Annotated in this window: 12 protein-coding genes and 1 tRNA gene; 2 read left to right on the top strand and 11 right to left on the bottom strand. The window is 62.1% G+C overall.

Features of this window, described 5'->3' with window-relative positions; all coding sequences use genetic code 11:
• The first annotated feature begins 10 nt into the window (after positions 1-10).
• Positions 11-1297 (top strand): MFS transporter, encoded by a 1287-nt coding sequence (locus tag ABWO90_RS10075; protein WP_502922589.1) that lies wholly within the window; start codon positions 11-13, stop codon positions 1295-1297.
• Here ABWO90_RS10075 and ABWO90_RS10070 read toward each other — a convergent pair.
• From ABWO90_RS10070 to ABWO90_RS10040, 7 genes are all read right to left on the bottom strand, one after another.
• Complete coding sequence (locus tag ABWO90_RS10070) at positions 1277-2128, bottom strand: DUF2894 domain-containing protein (RefSeq protein WP_353191078.1); 852 nt, start codon at positions 2126-2128, stop codon at positions 1277-1279. The two genes, ABWO90_RS10075 and ABWO90_RS10070, sit on opposite strands and share 21 nt — an antisense overlap.
• A complete protein-coding gene (locus tag ABWO90_RS10065; protein ID WP_353191077.1) occupies positions 2121-2789 on the bottom strand; it encodes an OmpA family protein in 669 nt (222 codons plus the stop codon). Before ABWO90_RS10065 ends, ABWO90_RS10070 begins: the two co-directional genes overlap by 8 nt.
• Entirely contained in the window at positions 2786-5812 is a 3027-nt protein-coding gene (locus ABWO90_RS10060) for a DUF802 domain-containing protein (RefSeq protein WP_353191076.1), read from the bottom strand. Before ABWO90_RS10060 ends, ABWO90_RS10065 begins: the two co-directional genes overlap by 4 nt.
• On the bottom strand, positions 5793-6590 hold the full coding sequence (locus ABWO90_RS10055) for a DUF3348 domain-containing protein (protein WP_353191075.1): 798 nt from the start codon (positions 6588-6590) through the stop codon (positions 5793-5795). The genes ABWO90_RS10060 and ABWO90_RS10055 overlap by 20 nt, the downstream gene beginning before the upstream one ends.
• Positions 6591-7386: 796 nt before the next feature.
• Complete coding sequence (locus ABWO90_RS10050) at positions 7387-8568, bottom strand: MFS transporter (protein WP_353191074.1); 1182 nt, start codon at positions 8566-8568, stop codon at positions 7387-7389.
• 128 nt (positions 8569-8696) lie between these two features.
• A complete protein-coding gene (locus ABWO90_RS10045; protein WP_353191073.1) occupies positions 8697-9278 on the bottom strand; it encodes a TetR/AcrR family transcriptional regulator in 582 nt (193 codons plus the stop codon).
• Between the two features lie 204 nt (positions 9279-9482).
• Positions 9483-9556: transfer RNA gene (locus ABWO90_RS10040), tRNA-Gly, on the bottom strand.
• An 856-nt stretch (positions 9557-10412) separates the two neighbouring features.
• On the opposite strand from ABWO90_RS10040, the gene ABWO90_RS10035 reads away from it, so the two are divergent.
• Positions 10413-10811 (top strand): hypothetical protein, encoded by a 399-nt coding sequence (locus tag ABWO90_RS10035; protein ID WP_353191072.1) that lies wholly within the window; start codon positions 10413-10415, stop codon positions 10809-10811.
• Between the two features lie 89 nt (positions 10812-10900).
• On the opposite strand, the gene ABWO90_RS10030 is transcribed toward ABWO90_RS10035, so the two are convergent.
• From ABWO90_RS10030 to ABWO90_RS10015, 4 genes are all read right to left on the bottom strand, one after another.
• Positions 10901-11143 carry a helix-turn-helix domain-containing protein gene (locus ABWO90_RS10030; protein WP_353191071.1) on the bottom strand — a complete coding sequence of 81 codons (243 nt, stop codon included), beginning with the start codon at positions 11141-11143 and terminating at the stop codon, positions 10901-10903.
• A gap of 73 nt (positions 11144-11216) precedes the next feature.
• Positions 11217-11804, bottom strand: coding sequence for a hypothetical protein (locus tag ABWO90_RS10025; RefSeq protein WP_353191070.1), 588 nt, complete (start codon positions 11802-11804; stop codon positions 11217-11219).
• 1 nt (position 11805) lies between these two features.
• Positions 11806-12675, bottom strand: coding sequence for a DUF4747 family protein (locus ABWO90_RS10020; protein WP_353191069.1), 870 nt, complete (start codon positions 12673-12675; stop codon positions 11806-11808).
• 462 nt (positions 12676-13137) lie between these two features.
• The gene (locus ABWO90_RS10015) at positions 13138-15630 is read right to left on the bottom strand and encodes an autotransporter family protein (RefSeq protein ID WP_353191068.1); all 2493 of its coding nucleotides are present in this window, start codon (positions 15628-15630) and stop codon (positions 13138-13140) included.
• Positions 15631-16019: the final 389 nt, after the last annotated feature.

The following is a 16019-nucleotide window of genomic DNA, read 5'->3' as shown; positions in this document are numbered from 1 at the left end:
GGGAGATCCCATGTCATCGTGTCAATCCACAAGCCCGGCGTGCGCGTTGCCCACCGCACAGACGCCCGGCGCCGCCACGCGAATGCCGCGTGCGCTGGTGGCCATCTTTGCCTGCGCGGCGGGGCTGAGCGTCGCCAACGTCTACTACGCGCAGCCACTGCTCGATGCGCTTGCCGACGATTTCGGCATCTCCCACGGCGCGGCGGGCGGTGTCGTCACCGCCACGCAGGCGGGGTGCGCGCTGGCGCTGCTGTTCCTGGTGCCGTTGGGCGATCAGTGGGAGCGGCGGCGGCTCATGCTCGTGCAACTCGTGCTGTTGACGGTGAGCTTGCTGGGGGTGTCGGCCGCTACGTCGGCGGTGGCGTTGCTGATCGGCATGACGGCCGTCGGCATGCTGGGTACGGCCATGACGCAAGGGCTGATTGCGTACGCCTCGAGCGCGGCGGGCGACCACGAGCGCGGACGTGTCGTCGGCGCCACGCAGGGCGGGGTGGTCGTCGGCCTGTTGCTGGCGCGCGTGATGTCCGGCGGCATCGCGGATATCGCGGGATGGCGCGGCGTCTACCTGACATCTGCGGTGACGATGCTGGTGCTGGGAGCGGTGCTATGGCGCGCGTTGCCGCGTCAGGACGTGCCGGGCACGCGCCAGCGTTACGGCGTCTTGCTGAGGTCGATGTTCAGTCTGCTGCGCGAGGAGCGCACGTTGCAGATTCGCGGGGCGATCGCGCTGTTGATGTTCATGGCATTCAGTGTCTTCTGGAGCGCGTTGGTCCTGCCACTGTCGGCACCGCCGTTTCACTTCTCGCACACGATGGTGGGCGCCTTCGGTCTGGCCGGTGCGGCGGGCGCGCTGGCGGCGGCGCGTGCCGGGTATTGGGCGGATCGCGGATGGGCGCAGCGCACCACGGGTGTCTCGCTGGTGCTGCTGATGCTCTCGTGGCTGCCGCTGGCGGCATTGCCTGTCTCGCTCGGCTGGCTCGTGTTCGGCGTGGTGCTGCTCGATCTGGCCGGGCAGGCGATCCACGTCACGAACCAGAGCATGATCTTCGCTGCGCGAACGGATGCGCCGAGTCGTCTGGTCGGAGCCTACATGCTGTTCTATGCGACGGGCAGTGGTTTGGGCGCCGTAGCGTCGACGGCGATGTATGCGGCCTACGGATGGACCGGCGTGTGCGTGCTCGGTGCTGCCGTGAGTCTGGTGGCGCTGGTGTTCTGGGCAGCGACGCTGCGCTGGATGCCCGACGTTCCCGATGTTCCCGACGTCACGAGACAGACGTCAGCGAGCCTTGGTACGTGAGGGCTTGGCGACGACGCCGGCGCGCGCGGCGCTTTTGTTACCGAGCACACCGGCGGTCTCCATGTCTTCGAGCCAGGACAGGGCGTCGGCATGGCGCAGGAAGTGCCGCAGATAGTCGGGCGAGACGTCGTGCATGAGCGAGAGCGCGCGATGCACGAGATGGCTGGAGTTGAGCGGCCCGGCGTTTTCCGGCACCTGTGCCAGCGACTGGCGCAGATTGCCGTCGGTGCTGAGTTTCGACCACGTCTCACGGAAGTATTCGAGGACATCGAGGTCTTCGAATGCGTCGTCGGTGGCGATGACGGTCGGGGTCATGGCGACGGGCGTGGGGGCAACGGCGGGGCGCCTGACCGGTGCCGCGGAGGCGTTGTCCGCTTCGCTCGAACGTGCGGGACGCGGCGTCGGTATTGCCGCTTGAACGCCGGGCGTCGCGGGTTTCGCGGGCGTGAGGGTGCGAGGCGCGGCAGATGTCGCCGGGCGTTCCGCCGCGCCGATGCGCTGCGTGATGTCGGCGGTCAGGGCGGCGAGTGCAGACGGCGAGGCGGCGCTGCTTGTGGCCTGCACGTCGGCGGCGAGCGCTTGCGTGAACGCGTCGACGAGTACCGCCAGACGTTCGTCGAGCACACGCCGCACGTCTGCATCATAGGCGTTGCGGCGGCGCGCCAGCGCCTCGATGCGATGAAAGCGGGCGGGCGAGCGCTTGTCGACGCCTTGCTCGCGCCAGACGGCGAGCTGTGCGTCGATGTCGGAAAGGCCGGGGACATCGGCGCGAGGCGCCTCGTCCGTGCCGTCGACGGCTGTCGTCTCGTCGCGCATCGCTTCGTCACGCATTCGGTTTGCCCGCGCTACTTGCACTGCTGCGCGGCATCGGCGCGATTTCCACGCGGCGGTTCTTCGCGCGTCCCGCCTCGTCGACATTCGACGTGACGGGCTGTTCCGCCCCGAACGCCGCCGAGAAGATCGACGACGGCGGCACACCGGCCGCGATCAGTTCGCGCGTGACGGTCAGTGCGCGTTGGGCCGACAGTTCCCAGTTATCAGCGAAACGGCGATTCGTCTCGCGCACCTGCTGATCGTCGGTAAAGCCGCTGACCATGAGGATCTCGTCGCTGGCGCGCAGATAGGCGGTGAGTGGCGCGGCGAGGCTGCGCAGCACGTCGCGGCCCTGCGGCTGCAACTGGTCCGAGTTCAGTGCGAAGAGCACGTTGCCGCTGATGCCGATACGACCGTTCACGAGCGTGACGCGTCCGCCGGCGAGCGGCCCGGCCAGCGCCTTCTCCAGCGTTTCGCGGCGTTGCGTTTCGGCACGACGTTCCTTCACTTCGCGTTCGAGCTTGGCCGAGAGTTCGATCTGCACGCCGATCACGCCGAGCATGATGAGCACGAACGCACCGAGCATCACCGACATCAGATCGCCGAAGACGGCCCACGTCGGCGCGGCGGCCCCGACGTCGCCGCTGTCCGCGATATCCGCGTCGAAGTCGTCTCTCATGCTGCCACGCTACCCGGTTGTGCACGCGTTTGCGCCAGATCCTGCAGGTTCTCGAGGATCTGCTTTTGCGACATCACACTGAGTTCGACCACTTCGCGCGCTTGCGCAACGTAGTAGCCGAGTTGCTCGTCGCTGCGTGCCATCGACTTGTCGAGCGCGGCTTCGATGCGTTGCAGATGGTCGAGCAACTGGGTGTTCGACTCGCCGAATGCCTGCACGGCGGCGCCGAAGGCATCGCCCAGGCTCGCGATCTCCACGGCACTGCCGGTGACCTGTGCCGACGCGGCGGCGAGCTTCTCCGTCTGGGCGGCGATGGCGTCGCCCAGATTGGCGCCGGCGCGCTCGAGCAATTGTGCGGACGTCGTGACCAGTTCGTCGACGGCGGCGCGTTGTTCGTTGCCCGCATGCTTGACGGTGTCGAGCAGCGTGCCCAACGTGTCGAGCAAACGCGAGCGCTCTTCGAGCATGGCGTTGTCGCGCACCATGCTGTCCGAGAGCTTCTGACGCAATTCACCGATGATCTCGGCGGCGGCCTTCGGCGCTTCGGATGCGGTCTGCACCAGACGCGAGATCTCCGCAATGGTGTCGCTCGCGTTGGCACGCGTTTGCTCCGACATCTCCAGCGCGGTGCGTGCGAGCGTGTCGCAGATCGCCTGCTGCTGGCTCGCGGTCTGCGCGCCGACCTGTTGCCATTCGGTGCGCAGCGTGGCGAGCGTGCCTTCGAGCGTTTCCGTCCAGGCGGACAGGCGCTGCGTCTCGCGCTCGGCCGTGGCGTCGTGATGCGCGGCGTTGGCGGCGCTGAGTGCCTCCATCAGCGACGCGCTGTGCTCGGCGAAGGCGCTGGTCGTCGCCGACACCAGTTGCTGGCTGCCGTCGGCGAGGCGTTCGTTGCTGCGCGCGTGTTCCGCGACGGCGTCACGCCACGTTTGTGCGACGTTTGCCGACGTCGAATCCATCTGCGCGGCCACGCTTTGCAGCAGTTGTGCGGCACGCGTCTCGAAGGTTTGCGCGAAGCGCTCGAGCGCGGCGCCGAGATCGCGGGCCAGCACATCGTTCGCGGCTTGCTGTGCGGTCAGTGCCTGCTTCCACTCGCCGGACACGACGGCAGCCGTCTTCGACACGTTGTGCATCGCGCCTTCGGTGCGCTGGCTCACGCCGTCGATCAGGTGGGCGGAGCGTTGCTCGAAGGTGTCGGTGAAGCGGGTGAGGGCTGCGGCGAGTTCCGTGTTGAGTGCGGCGTTGGCCTGCTGTTGGAGCAAGATCGAGTGATCCCAGGCTTGCGCCACACGCTCGTGCGCACCGCTGACGTTGCCGCTGGCGGCGTCGAGCTTCGCGGCGACATCGCCGAGCAGGGTGTTGGCGCGCGTTTCGAACGTCTGGGCAAAGCGCTCCAGCGCGGTGCCGAGGTCTTGCGTGAGTGCGTCATGCGAGCGTTGCTGCTGCGCGAGCGCCTGTTCCCAGGCCTGTGCGACGGTTGTCTGCGCCGTCGCGATACTGCCCGTGGCGTTGTCGAGTCGCGTGGTGACATCGGTGAGCAACCCGGCCGAGCGCGTCTCGAAGGTCTGCGCGAACTGCGCGAGCGTGGCGCCGAGGTCTTTCGCGAGGGCGTCGTTCGTGTGCTGCTGTGTGGCGAGCGACGTCTCCCAGGTTTTCGCGACCCCCGTGTGTGCGGCGCTGACCTGATCCGTTGCCGATTCGAGGCGAGCGGACACCTCGTCGACCAGCTTGGCAGAACGCGACTCGAACGTCTGTGCGAATTGCACGAGCGCGGCCCCGAGTTCCTTCGCGAGCGCGTCGTTGGTGCGCTGTTGTGCCGCGAGCGACGTCTCCCAGGTTTGCGCCACACCGGCGTGTGCGCTACTGACTTGTCCGGTGGCCGTTTCCAGACGCGTGGCGACGTCGTCGATCAGCCGCGACGAGCGGGTCTCGAACGTTTGCGTGAACTCGCCCAACGCCGAGCGCAGGTCGGTTGCGAGCGATTCGTTGGTGCGCAACTGGGCGTCGAGCGAATCCTTCCAGACGTTGGCCACGCGTGCCGTGGTGGCTTCGAAGCGATCGGACAGGCCGTCCATGCGGTCTTGCATCGCCGATGACACCGTCTGGTGCCACGACGCCGTCTCGCGTGCGAGGCTGGCCATCGTCGCTTCCACTTCCGGACGTATCGCGGCCCCGGCAGCGCTGGCGGTCGTGGTCACGCTGTCCTTCAGATACTGCTGCATGGCGTTGGTGAGTTGCGCGTACGACGCGTCGGTCTTGGCGTGCAGCGCGTCCTGATTCGCGACGAGACGTTCGCCGAGCGTCTGACTCTGACGCTCCATCGCCGCCATCATGTCCTGAAGGCGGTCGACGAGCGCGGGCATGACCGTCGCCTGTTGTTGCAGCAGTTGCAGCGTGGTCTCGCGTTGATGCTGCTGCGAGAAGCCGCGTAGCGTGGTGACAATACGTGCGTCGAGCGCTTGCACGACCTGTGCGCGTTCCTTGCGGGCGAGCGCGGCGAGCAGACCGAGCATGGCCGACGTGGCGACGCCGGCGACCGAGGTGCCGAAGGCGAAGCCGAGGCCTTTGACGGGCGATGCGAGCGAGGCGCGGATGGCTTGCAGATCGGTGGCGCCTTCGAGCGCGATACCGGTGCCGCGCAGCGTGGCGGCCATGCCGAGGAAGGTGCCGAGCATGCCGAGCAGCACGAGCAGGCCGACGAGATACGGTGTGAGTGCGGGACCGGGCAGGCCGACACGTTCGCCTTCAACGCGCAGACGCACGGCGGTGCGTACGCCGACGGGCAGCGTGTCGAGCCACGAGGGCAGCGACACGGGCGCGGCGTTCAGACCGGAGACGGCACTGGCGAGGGCGTTCGTCGTCTGATGAAAGCGTTTGAGTTCGAGCGCCCCGATGAGATAGACGGCGGCGATCAGCAGCGCGACGGCGAGCGCGAGGGTGTTGGTGCCGGCATAGCCGATGGCAATCCAGGCGACGACCGCCAGTCCGGCGATAAAGGCAACGAGATCAACGAGGTAACGGGTCATGTTGTCCGGGTTCACTTACGTTTTCGCCATGTCGAACGGACGCGAGGGCGGCGATCAGCCCTTCGATCGGTTCGAGGCGGATATCGAGTTCCGCGAGCAGGATGCTCTGCATATCCCGGTGGAAGGTGTCGAGCCACGTGCCGGCGGGCGCGAGCGGCGGGGCGCCGGGTACACGCGGGGCGGCCATCGCCGCCTGTTCCGTATCGCGCAGCCGCACGAAGTGTCCTTCGAGCAGGTTCGGCACGCTGGCGAGCAGTGTGCGCTCACGTGCGCCCATCACGCGCTCCATGACGGCGTCGACGCTGGCGAGCCGCGCGGCCTCCGGCGACTGCGTGGCCAATTGCGCCCGCAGGCGGGTGCGCAGGGCGCTGATCGCGGTGTCCATCGTCTGCTGCGACGTCGCATAGCGTTGACGATAGGCCGGGAAGTCCGCGAACGAGGCGGCGCGCTGACGTTCTGCTGCGCTCAGGGCGCGAATCTGCCCGCCGGGCGCGGCGGCCAGACCGCAGTCGCGAGCGATGGCGGCGGCGAGATCGGCGCGCACACGTGTCAATTCGCCGGCCGGATCCTGGGCAGCCGCACGCGCGCCGGGCGTTGAGGCCGGCGGGGTGGCTTTGAGGGCCGACGACAGGGCGATGGCGTCGGTCCAGCCCAGCCACTGACTCATGCGGTCCGAGAGCGACGGCGCAGCCTCAGGCGGTGCGAACGTGCTCAGGCGGGCCAGCGAGCGTATGAGTGTGGGGGCGCTGATTACGGGACGCCGAGACACTTGCACCATTCCACTGGGGGGTCGAAAACCCAGCAGTTTACACTGCGCGCGCCGCTCGGCCCCCGTCGGCCGGTCGGGCGAGGGATTGACGGGCACGGCGAGGTCTGCATCGCGGCGAGCCGGGGTCATCCGTCGGCCCTGTGACACCTGCGCGCCGCCGTCGTGCCTCCCTGGCGCCACGGAGGATTTCGCCGACTGTGATTTATCTCAGTTTTCACGTTCCGACCCGGGGTATATCGTTGACCCAACTCGCGACAAACGCGAAACAACGAAGCAAAAACCGGAGGTGTGAAATGGCTGCAATTGGACCGATCTGCGACGCACTGGTGACCGTTGGCACGTGGGCAAGCCGGGCTGCTCCGGTAGCGAAGTTCTTCTCCGACGTGGCTGAACTCTTCATGTAACGCGCGACAAGCGAATCCGAACCGACTAACGAGTGGAGGTGTGAAATGGGCTGGGGACTTTTCTGCGATGGACTGGTGACGGTGGGTACCTGGGCAATGCGGATCAAGCCGTTTGCGAATTTCATCGCCGACGTGGCGGGTGTTTTGTAATCCGGCGGCAAGCAAACGCGTATCGATCAACACCACGAGGTGCGAAATGGCAGCGATCTACAACCTGTTTTCGATGGGTGCGGGGTGGGCGAGCAAGCTGGCGCCGATTACCAAACTCCTCGCTGATACGGCGAGCAGCATGTTCTGAGGCGATGGACTGGCGCAGTGAGTGCTGACTGAGGTGCTGCGCGAGCGCAGCGTTCCGTCAGTCAGCGAAAGGGAGGGGAAAGGGAGGGGAAAGCGCGGGACGTTCAGGAAGTCGAGCAGGCCGTTTCCGGCGCCTGCACCAGACCTGAACGAAGGTAAGGCAACAGGCTGGCGAGGCCGAGCGTGGCCATCGCGGCGCCGATCCACAGCGGGGCGCGCATGCCGTAGCCCGCGTCGATGGCGGCGCCACCGGCCCAGGTGCCGAATGCGAGGCCCGCCGTAATCACGGACGTGTGCATCGTATTGACGAGCGGCCCCGGCGGCGCGGCGCGCATCACGCGCGCAACCATGGCCGGATTGAGCGATACCCCGGTCAGTCCGATGGCCGCGAAGGCGGCGATACCTGCGGGCGTGAAGTGAGCCCAAAGCGCGAAGCTCACCAGCGCGAGTGTGAGTACCGACAAACCGGCGACCAGCACGGTCAGCGTATGACGATCGGCGAAGCGTCCCGTCACTGCGTTCCCGATGATGTTGGCGATGCCGTACATGGCGAGCAGATTCGGAATCGCGCCGGTCGACATGCCGGCCTCGTTCAGGAAGATCGGCGAGAAGTAGCTGAAGGCGGCGAACGTGGCGCCGATGATGAGACCACTGGTGGCAAACGCTGCCCACAGTGCGCGGTTGCGCAACGAACCGAATTCGGCGGCGAGGCTGACCGACTCGCGATCCTGCTTCTCCGAGGTGGGCGCCCACAGCGCGACGGCCACCGTACACAGCGCAGCAAGCGCGGCCACGAGCCAGAAGCTGGCGCGCCAGCCATAGTGCTGTTCGATGAAAGCGGTGAGCGGCACACCGACGACCGGCGAGAACATCAGGCCGCCGAGCACGAACGACGCGGCGCGTCCGCGTACCGACGGCGCCACGAGATCGGCGCACAACGTCAGCGCGACGCCGAAGGTCGCCGAGCTTGCCACGCCCATGATGATCCGGGCGAGGGCCATGACTTCGTAGCGCGTGGCAAGCGCGGCGAGCGCGCCACCGGCCACATTGATCGTGAGCAACGCGATGAGCGCACGCTTGTGTGGTGTGCGCAGCGCGAGCAACAAGGCCGTGAGCACCGGGCCGCCGATGGCCATGCCCAGCGCATAGAGCGAGATCAGATTGCCGATGTCGCCGATGCCGACGTTCATCGCCTGGGACAGGGCGGGCATCATGCCGGCCACCATGAATTCCGCCGTCGTCATTGCGAAGACGGTCAGTCCTAACAGGTAAACGACCGGTGGCATTGCAGATTTCTGTGACATATTTATAACAATCATTCCAGAATCGGGAGTTGGGGGGGGCGACTCGCGAAGGTTTGGGCGAGAGGGGCTGGGTGTCCTTGCTGAATTCGAGGGAAGTCTGGCGCCGGATGTCAGAGTTGGGCCAGCGAGCCTTCCATGACGTCTTCGAGAAAAGCGCGGTCGGTGACGGTGCGTCCGAGCGTGCGCAGGCCGTAGTAGCTTGCCAGGAATGTGCGGGCGACGAGCACGGGTGAGCGCTCGGTGGCGAGCTCGCCGTTGTGTTGTCCGATGGCGATCAGATGCACGACGACCTGTTCGACGCGTGCGAGATACGCCTGACTGAACTGACGCACCTTGGGGTCTTTTCCGCCGCGCTCGAAGGCGGCCAGGACGGCCATGCAGCCGCGCTGCTTCTCGGGATCGAGGTCTTCATCGATACCCCATTGCATGAGCGCGCGCAGGCGGGCCTTGACGGGGCCGGGCGCATTCAGGATTTCGGCTTGCTTTTGCAGTCCGAGCGCCTGATAGCGCTCGAGGGCTTCGTGATAGAGGTTGAGCTTGCTGCCGAAGGCGTTGTAGAGGCTGCCGCGTCCGAGCCCGGTGCACTCGACGAGCGCTTGCGCCGACGTGCCTTCGTAGCCGTGCGTCCAGAAGACGTCCATCGCGGCGTCGATGACGGCGGCGTCATCGAACTCTCTCGGTCTTCCGCTCATGATGGGCCTCGTGAATCGGGTGGAAATGACAGGGGCGGCATGCCGTCCGTGTGCAGTCGATGGCATGACTATAGGTTATTTTTGACTGGTCGTTCAAATAACCGGATTTGAGATGTGGGTTTGGTCGACGGGGAAGATGCTGAGGGATGGGCGGACCAGGCAGAAAACAAAAAAGCCGTCACAAGGACGGCTTTTCGCGAATTCTGGAGCGGGCGATGGGAATCGAACCCACGGCTCTAGCTTGGGAAGCTAGGGTATTACCATTATACGACGCCCGCGAAGAGCGCCATTTTACGCGGGGATTGGGGCGTTTGGCAATCCGCGTGTTTGACAGGTGGGTACGATTCTGGGGTGAGAGTCTTGGGATCGATTCCCATCGCAGGCGCTTTTCCAGTTTCCCTTTGGCCCGGTTTCAGGCGGTGTTGGGACTTTCCTGGTCGCCGATCGCCAACGAATTCAAATGACATCAGGGCATACGCAACAACTGACTAGCTGTTGTGAATACGCTAACAGCACCTATTCCCGCCCAGATGCGAGCAACGTAAAACATAGGGCGCCAAGCGACATTGTGTGCGCAACGCCAGATGGCGACCACTATCCACACACCAAAGATGCAGTACAGCAGGGTCCCAATGAAGAGTTCAGTAGTACTGCCTGTGCTTACCGATCTTTCACTGAGGATACGGAAAAGCACGTAGAAGGCGATGGCACATGGCAAATACACTAGCCAAAATACCTTCCATGCGCGCTCTTCGCCCGCATAGCACCGCGAAAGAAATCCCCTGCTTCGATTTATTTCCATTGGACGTTTTGAATGGTGGGGGGCTTGTAAGAGCGACAAAGATGTTTCTTTCGTGACGATCTTGACCGGTGGTCGAATTTTCCTGTGTAACGCGGTTGTTGTCAAAACGGTTGTTTTCGCAGCACATCATTACCAGAAACTACCCCACCTCGAATGCTGGTTGCTCGCGACACCACTGAGTGCGCGAATCTACCGATCTAGGTTTGCAGCTAATCAATCTAAGGACGTACCTAAAGCAATGGTGAAGTGCCAGCAGAGACAGCTTGCAGTCTCAATTTCCCGGTCAATCCGCCGATAACTGAGATGTCGTACCCATATACGGAGGCATGTGAATGAGGGACATGAATGTCGGCGGCGGTATTAACGTAGGGCGGGATTTCATCATTAATGATGAGTCCCGAAACGAGAGCAAGCTTCTGATCAACTGTTCAAGCGACGAACTGGTCCTAGAAGAACGGCATCGAAGATCACTGTTGTCCAAAGAGAGGAGCAGGAAGAATGGCCGGCTCTTCAAGATCCTATTGGTGGCGACGGTCGTGTTTCTTTGTTGTCTCGGGTACTACTACTGGACGGGGCACACGAACTTGGTCACGTTCTTGATCAGTGGAGCTAGCCTTGCAGCAGCCGTAGGGGCGCTCAAGGGACATGAGAGGCCGACGGAGTTCGAGCTGCGCCAACTTGCGGCGCTGAAGGAGATTCAATATATCTTGCGGGAGCGCGGTGTAAGATAGCTCGTTGAACGCCGCCTGCGGGATAACGAGAAGAAAAAATATAATAATTATGCGTTCTGTTATCCCATCCGAGTCTCTAAAGGGGCATATCAGGTTCTTTGCTGGTAGAGGTTGACGAGCTCAACCATGTCGATCCCAAGGGCATCAGCGATATCAACGAGTTCGGGAAGGCCGAGACGGTACTTGCCTGACTCGTAGTCAAGAACGAATGCCTCAGGTTTCCCAAGTCGGGCGGCAACCTGTTTTGTTGTCAAGCGATTGGCTTGCCGGAACGTGACAAGAATTCCTGCAAGGGCGTCGACGCGGCGTTGATGATGGGGAAAGAGGTTCATGCCTTGCGATCTCCATGGCGAAAGATCGCACCGTCTCCGCGATTACTCTGTCTAGCAACGAGAACAAACTACGTCACTTAGAGCTCTCCTCTTTCGCGTTTTCTCTACGCTTTTCGTCAGCGACGAATAAATCGTACCATCGAGCAAGACGGAAGACCCTTAGCGTCGCTTTCAGGGCGAGGGAAAGGGAGTAAATGAAGAGAAAATATCCCACGCACGATGAAATTATGTATCCGGCATGCAGATAAACTGCTATGCGGGACAGGGGTTCTGGTGTCGGAAAGTGTAGAGATTTCGTGACGATAGCGCAGAGAATCGACAGGATCTGGAAGAATACGAATATGACGAACGCTGCAGCCACTGAGAGGTAGGGGGATTCCTTAGTATCGCCATCCTCTTTTCCCGCCAGAAGGCTCTTAAAACGCTCATCTCCAAATCCGAGGAAAATTGCGAACCCCCCAAGTGTGAAGCCGAGCACGTTCGGCATCACACTGAGCACTTGTTCGTACCATTCACACTTGATCCAGAAACGCGCACACAGTACGGTGACCAAGACCGCGATATGAAACTCCCTGGAGCGAAACGCATCGCTCCAACCACCGGATATCCCCCAGGCAAAACGTAATAGGGCGACGTTGGTAAGCTTCTCGGGAGCGTTCATCTCATTTTTCTTGATGAGCCATGACAGTTGATATCAATGCTTGCCATAAGGTCTGGATGTTCGGATCGTATTGGCCGTTTATGTGCATCGGAAACTCGGTGGAAGACGCTGAGTCTCGCTGGAACTGAGGGTTTTTCCCCTTAACGATAACCTCGCCGTTGTTTGCCGCTACTTTTGCCTCCCGATTCATGTCCGCGTCGGGCGTGACAGATGATGCACCGGGCGCCTTCTTGTACACATGAGTCTCAGATACGACGTTGCGTCGTCGCAGTCTACGAAAAACGGCTTCATCGTCCTCTTCGTCGTTGGGGTTTGGCCGCTCGACATGAATTGTGAGTGACGAAATGACAGGCCATTTGAGCATCGCTTCCACCGCTCCGACCTCGGTGAGAACCGTGATATCGACCTTTTGAAACCGATCTTTGACCGATTTCGCTGCGGTAAGCTTCTCAAACAGACGGTGAACGGAGGCAGGTGCGACGCCTCCGTCTTTTTCTTTTCGAATGAAGTAAAATCGATGCTTTTTTACGTCAAAGAAGTACGGGATTTCCTTTAAATTTGGTTTGAGGGCCGGGGGAATACTCACCTCTTCGACTTCTTTGTCAGTGGCTTTTTTGTGAGCTACGATGTTGAACCAAGGATCATTCGGGTCTATGTTGAGGAATCGGTATAGATATCCGTAAAGGCCGTCTTCTGGAGATCCATCGTTAACTTCCTTAACATCGCCAATCATCAGGGCCGTGGGGCCATGAGTGATTGGCCTCTTCAAGGCATGGAGAGAGTTCCACAAGCTCACATACTCCGACCAATGATGCTGCGTATGGACGCGCACATTAATTCCGGAAGCGGAAAACTGCCGACTTCTCCCCATTTTTGAATTCCCCGTATATTTAATGATCGTGCAATGCTAGCCGATAGCTAAAAAAAATGCACGTAAGAGGGGCGTCAGGTATCAGATGAAGATGCTGGATGAAAGAGTCTGGATGCTTGCCGCATATATCGTCATGGTGACGTCGGGGGGGGCATCAGTTCCAGCCTCCGCTCTAGGAGGAGCCGGTCGGTTTCCAAGGCTCGTCCGTGATCGAGCCACGCTGGCAAGTTTTCACGGAATCGATAGCCGGTGCTGCCTCTTGTAGTTGAGGCCCACTGCATTTGGTTGGATTGAGTCGGGAGGCAATCGAACGCTTGAAACAGTTTGCCGACGCTTTCGCTCATTTCGACGTACCTGTCGATAGCTCGGAGCTCGGCGGGGAAGTGGCTCATAGGTAATGCAAGGAAGTGCAGGAACGTACGGTAGCGGGGCACGGGGCAGATGGGCCCATGCCCCGCCATCTCAAAACCGCTGCTGCAACCGCAGACTCCCTGTCTGTGACACGAATCGGGAGCCGGCCTGAACTTCGTAGCGTGCGGTGAGCGATAGCAGATTGCTTCGCATCAGCGTGACGCCAAGCGTGAAATTCGCGAGATCGCGTACCGGTGTCGCGCCCACGGTCGTGAAGGCCGTCTCGCCCGTAACATCCCCAGCATAGCTCGCACCCGTTACGGCCGACGAGTTCACGAACTCGTGTATCCACTGCAGTTGAACGAACGGCACAACATCCCCATAGCGAGTCGCGACCGCTTTCTCCAGCCGAGCGCCCAATGCGCTGCGAAGCGAAATCGCATGGGCGCTGCCGACAGCGAGCGCAGCGCCATTGCCGCCCGTCTCCGTGTAAGCGCTTTGATGCAGATAGCTGTAAGTGAGGCTGACCAACGGTGTGAGCGTCGCGCTTCCCAGCGGCAGCGGATAGCCCATCTCGGTGCGCGCCACGTACTGCTGCCCGGTGAACGCGCCGTTTGCCGTACCGGAGAACCCGGTGAAGTCGACCACGCGCGTGGTGTTGTAGCGTTGCTGAACCACGCCGCCGGACAGATTGACGTACCAAGGCGAGCCGGCGTAACTCGCATAACCGAGCAACCCGTAGCCGTTGACCTGTGTGGTACTGCCGGCATTCTCGTCGGAACCGTTGATGCGGGTGTGGCTGTACGAGAACGCGCCACCGACTGTCCATCGTTCATTCAGTGCACGGTCGATACCGACCAGCAATCCACCGTAGTTCGCGCTGTAGCCCGGGATGTCGTCAACCATGCCCTGACTCGCATGGCCGCCGAACGCCTGTCCCCACACACCGTAATCCGGCGTGCCATCTCCCGTGGCAATGCCGTTGCGGGCGCCGCTCGCGATTCGCAGGCCGTCGATGCGGGTGCCGAGGAGATTCATGGCGTCGACGATGGGCGCGGCGGCGGCGCGCGATGCCGCCAACTGTTGTGTCGGCGACAACTGCGCGCCTGCGCGGTTGGCTTCGGCAGTGCTCCCCAACGCCAGCGACGCATTGTAGAGATTCAGCAATCCGGGATCGCTGACGCCGGTATAGCTCCGTAACCCGCCGAGCGATGCAATGGCGTTACGTGTTGTCGGAGAGATGGGGGCGGCAGGTGCGGTACCCCCCGGGCCAGGAGGCGCGACGGTATCGGGAAGCAGATCTCCCACGCGTAACACGAGATCGTGATTGCCTGATACAGGATCGGTCACTTCTGCGCCGGAGAGCGAGTAGCGCGAGCCGACAATGCCATAGGTCAACTGGTCCACGTTGTAGTTCGCGGTGCCCGTCGCCTGAATGACCACAAAGCGCTGTCCTTTGGCAAAGGCATAGGCACTGCCGGTGCTGGTCAGTTTGACCGTGGCGCCAGGCTCGAGCGTTACATCACCCTGACGAGGGCCGGGGCCCGGCGTATAACCAATCTGTCCGTCAGTGATCATCAACCGGCCATATCCGGTGTCGCTCTCGGCACCCGCGGCCATTGCGCCACTGGAAACGCCGATGAGCAGTGTGCCGTTGGCGCGCAGCGTGTAGTTACCAATGATCGTGAGCGGATTGTCCACCCGCAGATTTCCCGCTTCGCTGAAGAGCGTCTTTGAGGAGAACGTGACGAGGTTGACGTGATCGTTCAGGACCTGGTTGCCAGTGATGGTGAGATTGCCACGGGCGTTGTCAATCGCCCCGATGGTGCCGTTTGCTCCGGTCAACGTGCCGAATACCGTTCCCGTTCCGCCGATGATGGTCATATCGTGCGGGCTTGTATTACCGATCGCGCCGGCAATGACGCCGGTATTCGTGATTGTGGAAAGCGATGCCCCCTCCGGAGGGGAATATCCGGAGAGGATGGCTATCCCGGGACTGGAAATCAGACCTGTGTTGACGATCGAACCGATTGATCCGTAAACATTGTTGGCTATGGCGGCCCCGCCGCCGATCGTTCCGCCCCCACCACTGATCGTGCCGTTATTGACGAGTGTGCCGATGGACCCGATGTTATAGATTCCAGCAATGCCCCCGTTAATCGATCCGTCGTTTCGCAGCAACGTGATGCTGCCACTATTCGAAACACCCCACTCGGCGGCGTTAATGGTGGCGCCAACGTTGTTGATCAATGCGCCAACGCTGCTGGAAGTGGCGTTGGCGAAACCGTTCTGTCCACCGAGATAACCCCCATTCGCATTAATGAATGCGGCTACCGTGCCGGAGCTTGCAACCGCGAGATTGTTGCTAGAAATGTGCCGGGCGTTCGAGACGGTGCCGACGGCGCCGAGGGTGCCGATGATTTGCATCCCGATGACATTCGAAACGTTGATGTCGGCGCCCTGCGATATCGTGCAATCCCCCCCAGTGACGACCACAGGGTATCCTGCCGATCCGTTCCAGGTGGCGAGGCAATCCGCAGGTGCCACAGCCATCGCCTCGTGCGGCGCAAGGTTCGCGACGAATGCAGAAACGGCAAGGGCCAAGGCTTTGCGCCTCGGTTGGAGGGGGCTGGAAGGCATAAGGTCTACCGTCGATAGTCATGGGGCATGAGCTGCGCGACGAAAAGCCTGTTCTGCCGATGCGTCTCGTCGCCTGTGAGCACAGGCTAGTGCGGTAACCGAGCGCCCACCATGGACTAAAGTCGTAGTCCGACGAATTTATTTTTCACCCGAAACCCAATCGGGCGTTGCTCAGCCGCCCTCCGAACAATCTGTGCGTTTCGTCGGTGGATACGATTCTGGCGCCAGAGCAAGCATTGGCGGCGATTCCCATCGCCGGCGCTTGCGGAAAGTCGATTGGGGTCACGCTGACGGCCGGCCCCGACATTCAAAAAAAATCCCCCGGCATTTTGTGCCGGAGGATCTCCGAGAAG

The sequence above is a fragment of the Pandoraea pnomenusa genome (assembly GCF_040391475.1).
Classification (GTDB): domain Bacteria; phylum Pseudomonadota; class Gammaproteobacteria; order Burkholderiales; family Burkholderiaceae; genus Pandoraea; species Pandoraea pnomenusa_C.
This window is presented reverse-complemented; position numbering and strand designations above follow the sequence as displayed.